The following is a 15,931-nucleotide window of genomic DNA, read 5'->3' as shown; positions in this document are numbered from 1 at the left end:
CTTCTACGACACGGCTATTATACCCGCTGCGCAATAAGGGGTTTGGCGACGGGCCGATAGTCGGTATTCATCCCTGATATGGATCATGCTTTGACATATGCGCCAGCACCACCGCAGCGTAACGCCCGGGTTGCTCCAGGTCGGGGAAATGCCCGCAGTCGTCGAAGCGGACCAGTTCCGCTTGCTGCAGCAATGGCTGCAGCGAATCCGGCGGCGTGGCGCGATGGGAGCGGTCCCGTGTGCCCCATACCAGCGTGCAGGGCAGGTTGGTCGTGCATTGCAGCAGTTGGTTTTCCTGCAACAAGCCCTGCACTACGCTTGCCAGGCAGAAACATCCTCCCTGGGCGAACGCGGCGCTTGCCGTTTGTTGCAGGAATGCCGCATCTCGTCCCGGCGGCAGCGCGCTGCGATACCACAGGTGCGCCATCTTGCGGCGCGCCATCCAGGCCAGCGCCTGGCCCAGTACCGGCACCCGCAGCGGGCGCGGGATCATGCGATAAGCCCAGGCTTGCATCGCCGGCAGCGAGGGCGTTTGCGTCAGGATCAGGCTGGCCACGCGCGGCGAACGCTGGGCGGCGCGCAGCGCATACAGGCCGTTGGCGCAACTGAAGGCCAGTGTCGCGCGCCCGATATCCAATGCTACCAGCAACGCCAGCACGGCATCGGCGCCCTCGTCCAGTGAATGGCGGTAGTGCGGCCCTGGCAGCGAATGGCCGAAGCCCGGCATGTCGAAACACACCACCCGGTAGTGCGGCGCCAGCAGGCCGATCAGTTCGGCATAGTGGGCGACGACATTGGGGCCGTCCGGGGTGAGGACGATGCAGGGGGAGAGGGGATGGGCGGCTGGCGCGCCGGTATCGGCCACATGCAGCGGGCCGGCGCGGGTGGCCAGTGTCTGCACGCGCACGCCGGCGAGGCGGTGCGACAGTGCGGCCAGCAGGTGATCCAGCCGGGCGCCGGCCATGTCAGCCGACCCCGACCTCGATGCGCTCCAGCTGGTAGCCGTAGCCATAGACCGTGGCCAGCTTGTAGCCATGCTCCGGTTTCAGGCCGAGCTTGCCGCGCACGCGCGAGACGTGGGTGTCGATGGTGCGCGTGGGCACCTCGGGCTCGGCGCCCCAGATGCGCTCCTGGATGAAAGCGCGCGACAGCGGGCGGCCGAGGTGTTCCAGCAGCAGCAGCGCCAGTTCCGACTCCTTCCGGGTGAGCGCGGCATCCAGCGACGGACGGCCCGGGCAGGAGACGCGCAGGCGGTCGAGGTCGAACACGAAGCCGCCGCTGTGCACCACGCAGCCCACCGCCTGCGGATCGGCCGCATGCAACAGCAATTCCAGCCGCAGCGCCAGTTCGTTGCGGCGGATGGGTCTGATCAGGTAATCGTTGGCGCCGGCGGCGCGCAACGTTTGCAGCAAGGTTTTTTGCGCCGGGGCGGCCAGCAATAGCACGGCGGGCGCGACGCCGCCCTCTTGCGGCGCCGGTTCGCGCCAGGCGCGCAAGCCGGCTTCGAGCGGCGCGGCCTGTGCCTCAAGTCCGTCCAGATCGATGACCAGTACGACGACCCCCTCCATGCGCGCGGCCAGCAAGCCATCCGCGCCGGCATAGGCCGCGCAGTTGCGCGCGGCGGGCAGCTGGCGCAGCAGGGCCACGCAGTCGGTAGAGGAGGAGAGGATCCCGATCTTCATCGCATCAGGGAAGGAAGAAAGAAAAACAGCGTACCGGGACGTGGTCGCCGTCGTCCCGAGCCTGGCCAGGACGACGGCCGGGATGCGAGGCCTTAAGGCAACTCAGACCGGCGCCGAATCGGCGTCCGGCAGCACCACGTTCACGTCCAGCACTTCCAGGTTGCCCTGGCGGTCCAGCGAGATCTTGATGTCATCCGCATTGACCTTGGTGTACTTGGAAATGACTTCGATCAGTTCCTTGTGCAGGGCCGGCAGGAAGTCCGGACCCTGGCGGCCGTTGGAGCGTTCGCGGGCGATGATGATCTGCAGCCGTTCCTTTGCTGCAACCGCGCTCTTGGGCTTGGTCGGGAACAGGAATGAAAGCAGGGACATGTCACTTACCTCCGAAAATGCGCTGCAGGAAACCCGGCTTTTCGTAGTTGGTGAAGCGCAGCTCGACATTTTCGCCAAGGAAGCGCGACACCACATCCTGGTAGGCCAGGGCCACGTCGCTGTCCTTGATGTGGATGGCGGGGCTGCCCTGGTTGGACGCCGCCAGCACTGATTCCGACTCGGGGATGATGCCGATCAGCGGGATGCGCAGGATTTCCTGCACGTCGGTATGCGACAGCATTTCGCCGCCCTCCACGCGCTTGGGCGAGTAGCGGGTGATCAGCAGGTGTTCCTTGACCGGTTCGCCGCCGCTCGATGCGCGGCGCGACTTGGCCTGGATGATGCCGAGGATGCGGTCGGAGTCGCGCACCGAGGACACTTCCGGGTTGGTCACCACGATCGCCTCGTCGGCGAAGGTCAGCGCCATCACGGCGCCGTGTTCGATACCGGCGGGCGAGTCGCAGATGATGTATTCGAAGTCCATCTTGGACAGGTCGTTGAGCACGCGTTCGACGCCTTCTTCGGACAGCGCGTCCTTGTCGCGGGTCTGCGAGGCCGGCAGGATGAACAGGTTGTCGCAGTGCTTGTCCTTGATCAGCGCCTGGTTCAGCGTGGCTTCCTTGTTGATGACATTGATCAGGTCGTACACCACGCGGCGTTCGCAGCCCATGATCAGGTCCAGGTTGCGCAGGCCGACGTCGAAGTCGATCACGGCCGTCTTGTGGCCTCGCATTGCCAGGCCCGATGCGAAACTGGCGCTCGACGTCGTTTTACCGACGCCGCCCTTACCGGAAGTCACAACGATGATTTTTGCCACAAAAAACTCCTTAAGAAAAACAGATGCGCTGATGCGATTCAGCCTATTGGGTTGTATTGCCTAATTCGGTATTGCGTTCAGGCCGCCTGCATCGCCAGCACGTCGATGCGTTCGCCGTTCAGGCGTACCTGCACCTGCTTGCCCGCGATCTCCGCCGGAGGGCCGTTCTCGAAGGTTCGATAGACCCCGGCGATGGAAACCAGTTCCGCTTCCAGCGAGGCGGCGAAGATGCGCGCCTCGGTGTTGCCCGAGGCGCCGGCCAGCGCCCGTCCGCGCAGCGGCGCATAGACGTGGATGCTGCCGTCGGCGATGATCTCGGCGCCGTTGTTGACTGCCGCCATGACCACCAGGTCGGCGCCGCGCGCATAGATGCGCTGGCCGGCGCGCACCGGGGTGTCGACGATCATGGTGCGGGCCGCCGGGGCGGCTGCGGCTGAGGGAGCGGGCACGGGCGCAGCAGCAGGTTCGGGCTGCTGCGCGGGCTTGGCGGGCGGGGCTTTGTGCTCAGCAGTTTCCTGGGCGCGCGCATTGGCCGCGCCGGCGCCGGCCACGGCCGAACTGTCGATCGCCAGACCATGGGCCACGATGCCTGCGTGCAAGTCTTGCGGCGCATTGCGCACGGCCACGGTGTTCAGGCGGAACGCCTTGAACAGGCCGACCAGCGCCTGCCAGTCGATATCGGCAGCGGCCGCGCCTTCCAGCGCGCCGATGTCGAGTACCGCAAACTCATCCTCGAAGAAGTCGGATACGCCGCCGGTCATGTCCTTGAGCGCCTTTTCCAGGGCGGCAGGATCGGTTTCATGCAGGATTGCCGAGATGGCAACGACGGTGGATATCTTGATTTCGATCGGTTTGCGGGCTTTTTGCATAAATCGTCTGGTCTGGAACGGGGGACATCGTTTCCCTTAAATATTGGCTGTGCATTATACAGGCAGGCCGGCGCTGCGATAGCGGCCGACAGGGCTTTTCGGCGGGATCAGGGGGCCGGTGCGGCCGCTTGCCCCGCGGAGTCGGCCGGGGGCGACAGAAGCTGTTGCAGGGTCTGCAGGTCGCGCATCACCCATTTGGCGTCTTCGGTGAATTTCTTGTCATCCATGCCGGGCTGGCGAAACAGGGTGAAGGTGAGTTCGCTGGCCGCGTCGCCATTGGCCACCACCCGCATCGGCACGGCCACCCGCGCGCCGTCGGGCAGCGTCACCTCGTGGTCCAGCACGCCGTAGGGATTGGGCTCGGCGAAACGGATCGCCACCTTGCCCGTTTCCCCCTCGGCCACCCAGGCGCCGCCTTCCTGCACCAGCCCCTGGCCCAGGCCCGAGGCCCATTGCGCCATGTTGCGCGGATCGGCCAGAAAGGCGTAGGCCTGCGCTGCCGCCACGGGCAGCGTCACATGCAAGACAAGAACCGGCAGCGGGGCGGACATGGCGTTCTCCAGAAGGGGCGATGCGCCATTATCCCTCCATCGCGGCCTGGCGCCGCGGCCAAATGCACGGGCCCATGAAAAACGGCCGGGAGCGTCTGGCGACACTCCCGGCCGTTGGCTTGCCGGCTGCCTTGGCGCGCTCACGCGCGCCGGGGCTATCAATCTTCAGCCATTAGAACCTGTTCACGGCCCCGAACGAGATCGTGAACCGGTTCTTAGCCCGGCACCTTGCCGTCCACGCCTTCGACGTAGAACTTGATGCCATGCAGGAAACCGTCGTCAGCCACGGCGTCCTTGCCCAGCACTTCCTTGCCGGCGTTGTCCTTGATCGGACCCTTCCAGATCGGCGCGCTGCCGTCGACGATGCCCTTCTTGCGTTCTTCCACCAGCGCCTTCACGTCGGCCGGCAGGTCCGGGTTGAAGGCGGCCAGGTCGATGCCGTTTTCCTTCAGGCCGATCCAGCTGGTGCTGCTCTTCCAGGAGCCGTCCAGCACCGCCTGCACGCGCGCGGTGTAGTACACGCCCCAGTTGATGATCGACGCTGCCAGGTGGGCCTTGGGGCCGAAGCTGGTCATGTCGCTATCCCAGCCGAAGGCGTACACGCCTTTTTCCTGCGCGGTCTGCACCACGGCGGCGGAGTCGGTGTTCTGCATCAGCACGTCCACGCCCTGGCCGATCAGGGTGGTGGCGGCTTCACGTTCCTTGCCCGGGTCGAACCACTTGTTGACCCAGACCACAGCGGTGGTCGCCTTCGGGTTCACCGAACGCGCGCCCAGCGTGAAGGAGTCGATGTTGCGGACCACTTCGGGGATCGGCACCGAGGCCACCACGCCCAGCTTGCCGGACTTGCTCATCTTGCCCGCCACCACGCCGGCCAGGTAGGCGCCTTCATAGGTGCGCACGTCGTACTGCGCCAGGTTGTCGGCGGTCTTGAAGCCGGTGGCGTGTTCGAACTTCACGTCCGGGAATTCCTTGGCCACCTTCAGCATCGCTTCCATGTAGCCGAAGGTGGTGCCGAAGATCAGCTTGTTGCCGTCGGTGGCCAGCTGGCGGAACACGCGCTCGGCATCGGCGGCCGACTCGGGGATGTTCTCCACGAAGGTGGTCTTGACCTTGTCGCCGAACTTCTCTTCGACCGCCTTGCGGCCCTTGTCATGGGCGAAGGTCCAGCCGGCGTCGCCGACCGGGCCGATGTAGACGAAGGCCACCTTCAGCGGATCGGCGGCGGGCGCGGCGGCGGCAGGAGCCGCAGCCGGGGCTGCCGGAGCGGCTTCTTCCTTCTTGCCGCAACCGATCAGGGTTGCCGCGGCCAGGGTGGCGAGCATCGCCAGCGAGGCTCTGCGCGAAATGATCATTGTGTTCTCCCTCAGGTTGGTTGAAATGCGTATTGCGACTACGAAAAGTATCTACTCGAAATGAACGGCCGGACCGCTGTGCTGGCGTCGTTGTACCGCCTTGCCGTACCGAACGTACTGTCTGCGGCGGCACGCCTAGCCAGCGCAGCGGTCCGGCCGTTCATGCGGAGCCAGGACGGAACGGCTTGCCCAGCGACGCCGGCATGTTCAGCCGGATCCAGTCCGGATTGCGCGAAATCAGCGCCAGCACCACGATGGTGGCGATATACGGCGCCATCGACAGGATCTGCGACGGCACCGTCACGCCCATGCCCTGCAGGTAGAACTGGGCGATGGTGACGCCGCCGAACAGGAGCGAACCGAGCAATACCCGTGCCGGGCGCCAGGTGGCGAAGGCGGTCAAGGCCAGCGCGATCCAGCCGCGCCCGGCCACCAGGCCTTCCACCCACATCGGGGTGTACACCAGCGACATGTAGGCGCCGGCCAGGCCGCAGCAACCGCCGCCGAACAGCAGCGCCGCGTAGCGGATGCCGCGCACCGAATAGCCCAGCGCATGCGCCGACTCGGGCGACTCGCCCACCGCGCGCAGCACCAGGCCGGCGCGCGTGCGGTACAGGAACCAGATGCTGGCCAGGCACAGCGCGAAGGCCACATAGCTCATCCAGTGCTGATGGAACAGCGCCGGGCCGATGAAGGGAATGTCGCCCAGCAGCGGCACCGAATTGGCTTGCGCCGGCAGCGCCAGGCCGACGAAGCGCTGGCCGACGAAGGCCGACAGGCCGGCGCCGAAGATCGAGAGCGCCAGGCCCGTGGCCACCTGGTTGGTGGCCAGGCGCAGCGCCAGCCAGGCGAACAGCGTGGCCATCAGCATGCCGCACACGGCGCCGGCCATGAAGCCCAGCAACGGGCTCCTGGTCGAATAGCCGACCGCGAAGCCGGCGATGGCGGCCACCAGCATCATGCCTTCGGCGCCGAGGTTGAGCACGCCGGAGCGTTCGTTGATCAGCAAGCCGATGGCCGCCAGCAGCAACGGGGTGCCGGCGTTGATCGAGGCGGCGATGAGGGGAGCGAGTTGTTCCATGGTCTTAGGCTTTCTTCTTCCACGCCAGGCGGTAATCGATCAGGGTGTCGCAGGCCAGCAGCAAAAACAGCAGCATGCCCTGGAATACGCCGGTGATCGCCGAGGGCAGTCCCAGGCGCGACTGCGCCAGCTCGCCGCCGAGATATAGCAGCGACATGATCAGCCCGCCGAGGATGGCGCCGACCGGGTGCAGGCGGCCGATGAAGGCCACGATGATGGCGGCGAAGCCATAGCCCGGCGACACCGACGGCAGCAACTGGCCGATCGGTCCGGCGATCTCGAAGGCGCCGGCCAGGCCGGCGAAGGCGCCGGAGATCAGCAGCGACACCCACAGCGCCGAACGTGCCGAGAAGCCGGCATAGCGCGCCGCGTGCGGCGCCACGCCGCCCACCGTTAGCGAGAAGCCGCGCAGGCTGCGCAGCATGAACACCGCCATCAGCAGCGCCGCCACCACCGCCACCACGAAGCCTACGTGCAGGCGCGTGCCGGCCACCAGCATGGGCAGCATGAACTCGTCGGAGAACACCTTGGACTGCGGGAAGTTCATGCCGTTGGGATCCTTCAGCGGGCCGTTCACGGCCCACATCAGCAGCAGCTGCGCCACATAGGTCAGCATCAGCGACACCAGGATCTCGTTGGCATTGAACTTGTCGCGCAGGAAGGCGGTGATGGCCGCCCAGAAGGCGCCGCCCACGATGCCGGCGGCGATCATCAGCAGCAGGCCGGCGCCGCCGGAGATGCCGTGGCCCGGCACGTCCAGCCACACCAGCATGGCGCCGGAGGTCAGCGCGCCGACGGTGAACTGGCCCTCGGCGCCGATATTCCAGATGCTGGCGCGGAAGCACACCGCCAGCCCCAGCGCGCACAGGATCAGCGGGATGGATTTCAACAGCAGCTCGCTGATGGCGCGCTTGCTGGCGAACGGGTCGACCAGGAACACCTTGAGCCCGGCCAGCGGATCCTTGCCCAAGGCCAAAAACAGCAGGGCCCCCAGCAACAGCGTGAGCGCGATGGCGATCACCGGCGAACAGTAGGTCATCGCGCGCGAAGGCGCGCCGCGCAGCTCAAGGCGGAAGGGCAACGACAGCAGCTTAGACATGGCCGGCCTCCCTGGCGGAAGCGGGCTCATCCCAGAGACCGCTCATCCACACGCCGACCTGTTCGCGCGTGGCCTGCTCGATCGGGATCGAGGGCGACAGCCGCCCCTTGGCGATCACATGCAGGCGGTCGCACAGCGCGAACAATTCATCCAGTTCTTCCGAGATCACCAGCACCGCGCAGCCTTCCTGTTTCAGTTTCAATATTTCGCCGTGGATCTGGGCGGCGGCGCCCACGTCCACCCCCCAGGTCGGCTGGGCTACCACGAACACCGCAGGCTTGCGTTCCATCTCGCGGCCGACGATGAATTTCTGCAGGTTGCCGCCCGACAGGCTCTTGGCCGGCGCATCGGGGCCGGCCGCCTTGACCTTGAAGCGTTCGATGATGGAGGCGGCGGCGCGGCGGGTGAAGCCGAAATCGATCATGCCGCGCTTCACATAAGGCGTCTTCTGGTGCGACAGCAGCATGTTGGCGGTGAGCGAGAGCGTCGGCACGGCGCCGCGGCCGAGGCGCTCTTCCGGCACCAGGCCCAGCCCCAGCGCGCGGCGCGGGTTGGGCGGGAGGTGGCCGGCCGGGCTGCCGCCCAGGATGAGCATGTTGGGCGCGGCCCGCTGGTCTTCGCCCGACAGCGCCGCCAGCAGTTCCTGCTGGCCATTGCCCGAGACGCCGGCGATGCCGACGATCTCGCCGGCGCGCACCTCGCATTCGATGTCCTTCAACTCGGTGGCGAACAGGTGGGCCTTGGGCAGCGACAGGCGGTTGACGTGCAGCTTGCGCTCGTTGCGCAGGGATTCCGGATTGCGCTCGCGCGTCAGGCGCACCAGTTCGTCGCCGATCATCATGCGCGAGAGGCTGGCGCTGCTTTCATTGCGCGGGTCGCAGTTGCCGGTCACGCGGCCGCCGCGCATCACGGTGGCGCTGTGGCACAGCGCGCGGATCTCGTCGAGCTTGTGGCTGATGTAGAGGATGCTGCAGCCCTCGTCGGCCAGGCGGCGCAGGGTGACGAAGAGTTTCTCGACCGCCTGCGGCGTGAGCACCGAGGTCGGCTCGTCCAGGATCAGCAACTGCGGATCGGTCAAGAGCGCGCGCACGATTTCCACCCGCTGGCGCTCGCCCACCGACAGCGTATGCACATGGCGGTGCGGCTCCAGTTCCAGGCCGTATTTCTCGCCGGTCTGGGTGATGCGGGCGGCCAGTTCCTTCAGGTCGGTTTTCGCATCCAGGCCGAGCGCGATGTTTTCGGTGACGGTCAGCGTGTCGAACAGCGAGAAGTGCTGGAACACCATGGCGATGCCGAGCCGGCGCGCCGCCTGCGGGTTGGCGATCTGCACCGCCTCGCCGTTCCAGCGGATTTCGCCGGCGTCGGGCTTGACCGCGCCGAAGATGATCTTCATCAGCGTCGACTTGCCGGCGCCGTTCTCGCCGAGCACGGCATGGATCTCGCCGGGCGCCACGGACAGGCTGACGTCGTCATTGGCCAGCACGCCCGGATAGGCCTTGCGCACATGCTTGATTTCCAGACGGAGTGGAGCTGCGCTCACGTGTTTTCCCTGTGGTTCGCTTGTTTCATGATGGGCGGCTGCCTGTGCGGCGGCGCGCTCCCCTGAGTTTTGTAAGGCCTTTAACGAATTGCCGGCACGCGCGTCATCATAGACAAATTGGCGCCGGCCGCAAACCGCTTTTGCACGGTCGCTCAACGTCTCTATTATTTGCCGCGATGCGCCCAGGCCGTGGTGCGCCGTTCGATGATGGCGAACAATTCATACATCGCCATGGCCATGGCGCCGATCACCACCAGCCCGGCGAAGGCCAGCGGCATCTTCATCGAGGAACCGGCCGATACCAGCAGGTAGCCGATGCCTTCGTTGGAGGCGTTCATCTCGGACACGGTGGAGCCGACGAAAGCCAGCGTGATGGCGACCTTCAGCGAGGCGAAGAAATACGGCATGGAGCGCGGCAGGCCGACCTTGAGCAGGATGTCCATGCGCTTGGCGCCCAGCACGCGCAATACGTCTTCCAGTTCCGGCTCCAGCGTGGCCAGGCCGGTGGCGATGTTGACCATGATCGGGAAGAACGAGATCAGGAAGGCGGTCAGGATGGCCGGGCCGGCGCCGATGCCGAACCACACCACCAGCACCGGCACGAAGGCCGCCTTGGGCAGGGCGTTGAAGGCGGTCATCAGCGGATAGGCGGCGGCATACAGCAGCGGCGAGGAGCCGACGATGAAGCCCAGCGCCACGCCCACCGCCACGGCGATGGCGAAGCCCACCATGGTGACCCAGAAGGTCGACAGCGCATGGTGGGTGATCGGGCCGGAGAATTCCACCATGGCCTGGATGATCGACATCGGGCTGGGGAAGATGAAGTCGGAAACCTGCCACACGCTGCAGATGAACTGCCAGACGCCGAGGATGGCCAGCAGCAGGATCCATGGCGCCAGCGTGGTGGCGGCCTTGTTGAGTTTGCCGTTGAACGGGGTTTTCATGTCGTGTTCTCCGCCGGGTCAGGTGTTGCGCACGTGGCCGATATGCTCGCGCAGCTCGTGCACCAGGGCGTTGAAGGCATCGGTATAGGTGGTTTCCAGCGCGCAGGGGCGCGGCAGCGGGTTCTCGCGGCGCACCACGATGCGCCCCGGGCGCTTGCTCATCACGTAGATGGTGTCGGCCAGGAAAGCCGCTTCGCGCAAGTCGTGCGTGACCAGGATGACGTTGAACTTGCGCTCGGCCCACAGGTCGCGCAGCACGCACCACAGTTCCTCGCGGGTGAAGGCGTCGAGCGCGCCGAAGGGCTCGTCCAGCAGCAGCATCTTGGGCTCATGGATCAGCGCGCGGCAGATCGAGGCGCGCTGCTGCATGCCGCCCGACAACTGCCAGGGGTATTTGTCGGCATAGCCGTCCAGGCCCACGGTCTTCAACAGCTTCAGGGCGCGCTCGGCGTATTCGGTTTTCTTTTGCTTGAAGTCGCGGCGATACGGTTCGACGATTTCCAGCGGCAGCAGCACGTTCTCCAGCGTGGTGCGCCAGGGCAGCAGCGTCGGCGCCTGGAACGCCATGCCGACGAACTTCAGCGGGCCGGTGACTTGCTGGCCGTCGATCACCACGCTGCCGCGGTTGGGCTGCTTCAGGCCCGTGGCCAGCTTCATGAAGGTCGACTTGCCGCAGCCCGAGGGACCGACGATGGCGATGAATTCGCCGGCCCGGGTCTGCAGGTCGATGTCTTCGACCGCGAACTCGGCGGCGCCGTCATAGGCCAGGTAGACGTGGCGGAAATCGACGAAGGTATCGCTCATGGGTGGTGGTTCTTATGTACGTGTTTGCGGCAGGCGCCGCGGGTTGCAACTTCCGGCCGTCCGCGTTGCGGCGGCCGGCCGGTATGGCATGGCGCGTTACTTCGGCAAGACATCCAGCTCGGCCTTGGACGGCAGGAAGGAACCGTTCCAGACCTTGTCGGCGTTGACGCGGGTCTTGGTGCCGTAGGCATCCGACACCTGCGAGGCCATCAGCGTCAGGCGCGGGCCGAACACCTGGCCGTAGCCTTCCGACTTGGCGTGCGGCGTGGCGATGGCGCTGGCAATGGCCAGCTTCAGGCGGCGCAGCTCCAGCTTCTCGTCGATCAGGCCGTCGCGTTCCTTGAGCACCTTGATGGCGGCCTCGGGGTTGGCGATCACATCCTTGGTGGCCTTGGCGAAGGCGCGCAAGAAAGCCTTGATGGCTTCCGGCTTCTGCCTGACCATGGCGTCCGAGGCGATGATGGCGTTGCCGTACAGCTTGACGCCGTAGTCGGGGAACATCATCACGCTGATGTCTTCATCCTTGATGCCGCGCGCGTTCAGGTTCAGCAGCGAGGTGAAGTAGAAGCCGGTGATGGCATCCACGTCGCCGCGCGCCAGCATGGTTTCGCGCAGCGGCGGGTCCATGCTGGTCCATTGCGTCTTGGCGGCATCCAGGCCGTTGGCCTTGGCGAAGATCGGGTAGCCGCGGCGGCCGGCGTCGAACACCGGGGCGCCCAGTTTCTTGCCCGCCAGGTCGGCCGGTTTCCTGATGCCCGACTTCTTCAGCGAGAAGATCGCCGCCGGGGTGTCGTTGTAGACCATCATCACGCCGACCGGCTTGGAGGGCGCGTCAGGATTGTTGGCGGAGAACTCCATCAGCGCGGCCATGTCGGCGAAGCCCATGTCATAGGTGCCGGAGGCGACGCGGTTGACGGCGTTGCCCGAGCCGTTGCCGGCATCGATGGTGACGTCGAGTTTTTCCTGGGTGAAGTAACCCTTGGACTTGGCCACCAGGAACAGCGCGGACGGGCCTTCGAAACGCCAGTCCAGCTGGAATTTGATCTTGGTCTCTTGCGCGAAGGAGGACGATGCCGATACCAGGCCGAGCAGCAGTGCCGCCGAGCAGCCGAGGAAGCGGAATGAACGCATGGGGAAGTCTCCCGAAAAGCGATTGAAAGAAAAAGAAGGTGGAAACCGCAATGCGCGCAACACCAAGGAGGAGATCGGCCGAGCAAAACAGAACGGCTCGCGACGCATTCCGGTAATACGGTTTCCACCGAAGTACAGCCTCAAGACTTGGCTTGCCGGCCCAGAAGGAGTCGCCGGCTCGCCGTACTGCACACTACGTTGCTGCTGTTGCCGGAACCTGCCGCGCGGGAAGGAAGACCGCGCGGCAGGCCCCGTTGAAAGCGCCTCGTCGCCGGGGCGCTTCAACACTGCCCGCGCATCAGAAACGATGGCGAATGCCGACGCCGAAGGAGGCGGCGTTGCTTTGGGTCGAGATCTTGTCGTTCATGACGATCGCATACACGTCGGTGCGCTTGGACAGGAAATAGTCGTAGCCGATCGAAGTGGTGTTGCGCGAGACGTCGCCGCTGGTGCTGGCCAGCAGGTCGCCGGTGCGCTTGGTGCGGGCGAAGCCGGCCAGGATCGAACCGTTGCCCACCGGCGCCGACAGGCCCACGCTGTAGACCTTGTCCTTGGCTTGCGGGCTGCCTGCGGTGGTGTCCTTGCTGGACTGGTAGGTGCCGTACAGCTTGACCACCTTGAAGTCGTAAGTGGCGCCGACCATGTAAGTCTTCTGGCGGGTGATCGAGGCGAACGGCGCGGTGGCGTCGATGATGGCGCTGCCCGAGTTCGGGTTGCTGACCTGGGCGTCGAAATACAGGCCGGTCAGGGCCAGGCCGCCGTTGAAGTACAGCGCGTTCACGCCGATGTTCTTCTTGCCGGTCTGGCCGGCGACTTCACCCAGCTGGTAGTGCAGGTTGGCCTGCAGGCCGCTGAAGTTGGGCGTGGTGTAGATGATTTCATTGCTCCAGCCGCTGTCGGCCGCGTTGGCCTGGACCCAGCTGCGGGCGCCGAAGTTTCCCGACGGCGTGTAGACGTGCAGCACCAGCGGCGAGAAGGTGAAGGAGTCGCCGAACGGGTTGAACAGGACGGTCGGCAGGAAGCTCGGCGCCAGGCCGCGGCCCAGCATCACGCGGCCGTAGCTGCCGGCCAGCGCGATGTTGGCGTCGCGCGAGAACAGGTTGTCGCCCGAGAAGCGGCCATAGGCGCCGGTGTCGGTCTGGAAGAACGAGGTCAGGGCGAATTCCGCCTTCAGGCCGCCGCCGAGGTCTTCGGTGCCCTTGAAGCCGATCCACGAAGTGGTCATGCCGCCGGAACCGACCGACGCCTTGCCGCCGCTGTCGCCGCTGTTTTTCATGTTGCCGACAAAGGCGTCGACCAGGCCGCTGATGGTGACGCTGGACTGCGCCATTGCGCTGCCGGCCATCAGGCAGGATGCCAAGGCCAGTGCCAAACGAGTTTTCTTCATTACGCTCCCCTGTTTAAAAAAGACGCCGAACAAAATTGCCCGGCAAGTTCAGATCACTTCACCGCAGGCGAACGGCGTTACTGCTCTCCCGTTCCGTTCGTCGCTACGGATTCAGAACGGATGTTTAGCAGATATCGTGCCAATGCCATTTCGTTTGCTGGGGGGATTTCCCGCGCCATTTCCGGAGCCGGGCCGCGCGCTGGCGCCATGCCGGCGGCCGAGGCCGGTGCGGGCGCCATGCAGTGAATGTAAAGATCCAGGGCTGGAGCGGGCTGGCGGGTAAGGGCGGGCGCCGGATGGCGGCCTCCGGCGCGCCGGCTGACGCGCAGTTGCCGGGGGCGGCGTGGGCCGGGTTGTTTTTCCTCGACAATAGCGCTTGTTGCGGGTTGCCAACGCAAGCTCATTTTGTTGACAATGATTTTTTCCATTTGCAACAACTTGGTGCTTTGCATGCACTGAATTTGACGCGGTGCACTAAAACCGGAGAGGCGCCGGTTGCGCGCGGGAATCAAGGCCGCGCCGAAAAGCCGCGCCAATACTGGTTATTCGGGAGTTATCATGAGCGCTTGCGGCTTGATCCTGTTGGAAAATATTGTCGACAGAGTTTTCGACGATTGTGGCGAATCATGATGAGAATACCGCCCTGCCCGTATCATCGGGGCGGCAATGGCGCATTATTCGCCATGGGCACGGGGCCATGCGCCTGTCGGCGATCCGGCGCGGCGCTTGTCGGATATCGTGTTCGTGACCCGGCACTATTTATGCTAGAACCGACAACATCCAGCGGCCGCGCATGGCGGGCCGCATCACAACCCTGAGGAAACCGATCCGAACATGGAAGCCTATATCTTTGACTGGCTCAACCTGCTGCTGCGCTGGCTGCACGTCATCACGGCGATTGCCTGGATAGGCTCCTCCTTCTATTTCGTCTGGCTCGACAACAGCCTGGTCAAGCCCAGCGATCCGGAACTGCAGGAAAAGGGCGTAGGGGGCGAGCTGTGGGCGGTGCACGGCGGCGGTTTCTACAACCCGCAGAAATACCTGCTGGCGCCCAAGGCAGTGCCCGAGCATCTGCACTGGTTCTATTGGGAGTCGTACAGCACCTGGCTGTCCGGTTTCGCGCTGTTCTCGCTGCTGTACCTGTTCAATGCCAACGTCTTCCTGGTCGACAAGAACGTGTTCGACATGTCGGGCTCCATGGCCGGCGGCACGGCGATCGCTTTCCTGATCTTCAACTGGCTGATCTACGACGCCATCTGCAGCACCATCGGCGACCGTCCCAATGGCGAGCGCCTGGTCAATATCCTGGTCGGGCTGCAGGTGATCGTGTCGGTCTGGGCCGCCTGCCACCTGTTCTCGGGCCGCGCCGCGTTCCTGATCAGCGGCGCATCGATGGCGACCATCATGAGCGCCAACGTGCTGGTGTGGATCATTCCCGGGCAGCGCAAGATGGTGGCGGCCATGCGCGCCGGCCAGGCGCCCGACCCGATCCACGGCAAGCGCGGCAAGCAGCGCAGCGTGCACAACACCTACTTCACGCTGCCGGTGCTGTTCGCCATGCTGTCCAACCACTACAGCATGACCTACGCCGCGCCGCATAACTGGGTGGTGCTGCTGATGATCATGGCGGCCGGCGCGCTGATCCGGCAGTTCTTCGTGTTGCGGCACAAGGGGGGGAATAACTGGTGGTATCCGGGTGTGGCGGTGGCGCTGTTGCTGGCGGTGGCGATCGGCCTGAGTCCGATGATGCGCAGCAAGCCGGTGCCGGCGGCCTTGCATCACGCGGCAGAGGCGAAACCGGTAGCGGCCGATGGCGCCGCGGCGGAGCCTGCGCCTGCGGGCGGGGTGAGTTTCGCGCAGGTGCAGCAGGTGATCCAGGCGCGCTGCATCCAGTGCCATGCGGAGAAGTCCACGCTGATGCCGGTGCCGGGCAAGGGGGTGTTGCTCGATAGCCGGGAGCATATTGCACAACATGCGCAGCAGATTTATCAGCAGGCGTATGTGGGCAAGGCCATGCCTTTGGGGAATATGACCAATATCACTGATGAGGAACGGGCGTTGATTGGGAAGTGGTTTGAGGCGGGGGCGGCGACTAACTGAAGTTTTTTGTTTCTGGGTAGTCTGGTTTTGCTGCGTTCTGGTGCTCTGGCTTTATTGGGTTGTCTCTTCGGTCGGAGGGGAGCGCCGGGGGCGGCCCGGCAGCCGCTCACTTTCTTTGCTTCGCTGTATAGACCTGAGACATAGGTAACACGTGTACCGGGACATAGGTAACACTTTTGGGGTTCGAAACGAAGCCCAA

General features: G+C 65.1%; 16 protein-coding genes. 1 reads left to right on the top strand and 15 read right to left on the bottom strand.

Going from position 1 to position 15,931, the window contains the following annotated elements:
- Positions 1–67 precede the first annotated feature (67 nt).
- The 15 genes from AC07N6_RS12245 to AC07N6_RS12175 all read right to left on the bottom strand — a co-directional run bounded on the left by AC07N6_RS12245 (position 68) and on the right by AC07N6_RS12175 (position 14,084).
- On the bottom strand, positions 68–1,012 hold the full coding sequence (locus AC07N6_RS12245) for an alpha/beta fold hydrolase (RefSeq protein WP_494781704.1): 945 nt from the start codon (positions 1,010–1,012) through the stop codon (positions 68–70).
- A complete protein-coding gene (locus tag AC07N6_RS12240; RefSeq protein WP_494781705.1) occupies positions 966–1,682 on the bottom strand; it encodes a winged helix-turn-helix domain-containing protein in 717 nt (238 codons plus the stop codon). The genes AC07N6_RS12245 and AC07N6_RS12240 overlap by 47 nt, the downstream gene beginning before the upstream one ends.
- Positions 1,683–1,784: 102 nt before the next feature.
- A complete protein-coding gene (gene minE / locus AC07N6_RS12235; protein ID WP_050470573.1) occupies positions 1,785–2,054 on the bottom strand; it encodes a cell division topological specificity factor MinE in 270 nt (89 codons plus the stop codon).
- 1 nt (position 2,055) lies between these two features.
- Positions 2,056–2,871 (bottom strand): septum site-determining protein MinD, encoded by an 816-nt coding sequence (gene minD / locus AC07N6_RS12230; protein ID WP_494781706.1) that lies wholly within the window; start codon positions 2,869–2,871, stop codon positions 2,056–2,058.
- A 77-nt stretch (positions 2,872–2,948) separates the two neighbouring features.
- Positions 2,949–3,740 carry a septum site-determining protein MinC gene (minC, locus tag AC07N6_RS12225; RefSeq protein ID WP_494781707.1) on the bottom strand — a complete coding sequence of 264 codons (792 nt, stop codon included), beginning with the start codon at positions 3,738–3,740 and terminating at the stop codon, positions 2,949–2,951.
- Between the two features lie 107 nt (positions 3,741–3,847).
- Entirely contained in the window at positions 3,848–4,291 is a 444-nt protein-coding gene (locus AC07N6_RS12220; protein WP_494781708.1) for an SRPBCC family protein, read from the bottom strand.
- Between the two features lie 215 nt (positions 4,292–4,506).
- On the bottom strand, positions 4,507–5,646 hold the full coding sequence (locus tag AC07N6_RS12215) for a BMP family ABC transporter substrate-binding protein (protein WP_494781709.1): 1,140 nt from the start codon (positions 5,644–5,646) through the stop codon (positions 4,507–4,509).
- A gap of 160 nt (positions 5,647–5,806) precedes the next feature.
- Entirely contained in the window at positions 5,807–6,727 is a 921-nt protein-coding gene (locus AC07N6_RS12210; RefSeq protein WP_494781710.1) for an ABC transporter permease, read from the bottom strand.
- A 4-nt stretch (positions 6,728–6,731) separates the two neighbouring features.
- Complete coding sequence (locus AC07N6_RS12205) at positions 6,732–7,826, bottom strand: ABC transporter permease (RefSeq protein ID WP_494781711.1); 1,095 nt, start codon at positions 7,824–7,826, stop codon at positions 6,732–6,734.
- Complete coding sequence (locus AC07N6_RS12200; protein ID WP_494781712.1) at positions 7,819–9,366, bottom strand: ABC transporter ATP-binding protein; 1,548 nt, start codon at positions 9,364–9,366, stop codon at positions 7,819–7,821. Before AC07N6_RS12200 ends, AC07N6_RS12205 begins: the two co-directional genes overlap by 8 nt.
- Positions 9,367–9,530: 164 nt before the next feature.
- Positions 9,531–10,310 carry an ABC transporter permease gene (locus AC07N6_RS12195; protein WP_494781713.1) on the bottom strand — a complete coding sequence of 260 codons (780 nt, stop codon included), beginning with the start codon at positions 10,308–10,310 and terminating at the stop codon, positions 9,531–9,533.
- A gap of 18 nt (positions 10,311–10,328) precedes the next feature.
- Entirely contained in the window at positions 10,329–11,114 is a 786-nt protein-coding gene (locus AC07N6_RS12190) for an ABC transporter ATP-binding protein (protein WP_494781714.1), read from the bottom strand.
- A 96-nt stretch (positions 11,115–11,210) separates the two neighbouring features.
- Positions 11,211–12,245 carry an ABC transporter substrate-binding protein gene (locus AC07N6_RS12185; RefSeq protein ID WP_494781715.1) on the bottom strand — a complete coding sequence of 345 codons (1,035 nt, stop codon included), beginning with the start codon at positions 12,243–12,245 and terminating at the stop codon, positions 11,211–11,213.
- 298 nt (positions 12,246–12,543) lie between these two features.
- Positions 12,544–13,632, bottom strand: a complete 1,089-nt coding sequence (locus AC07N6_RS12180) for a porin (protein ID WP_494781716.1) — start codon at positions 13,630–13,632, stop codon at positions 12,544–12,546.
- 77 nt (positions 13,633–13,709) lie between these two features.
- Positions 13,710–14,084: a hypothetical protein gene (locus tag AC07N6_RS12175; RefSeq protein WP_494781717.1), complete on the bottom strand. Its 375-nt coding sequence runs from the start codon at positions 14,082–14,084 to the stop codon at positions 13,710–13,712.
- Between the two features lie 382 nt (positions 14,085–14,466).
- On the opposite strand from AC07N6_RS12175, the gene AC07N6_RS12170 reads away from it, so the two are divergent.
- Complete coding sequence (locus tag AC07N6_RS12170; protein ID WP_494781718.1) at positions 14,467–15,732, top strand: urate hydroxylase PuuD; 1,266 nt, start codon at positions 14,467–14,469, stop codon at positions 15,730–15,732.
- Positions 15,733–15,931 lie beyond the last annotated feature (199 nt).

The organism is Herbaspirillum sp. GW821-FHT09A12 (assembly GCF_059418325.1).
Note: the sequence above shows the minus strand (reverse complement) of the source record. Positions and strands in the feature narration are given on the sequence as shown.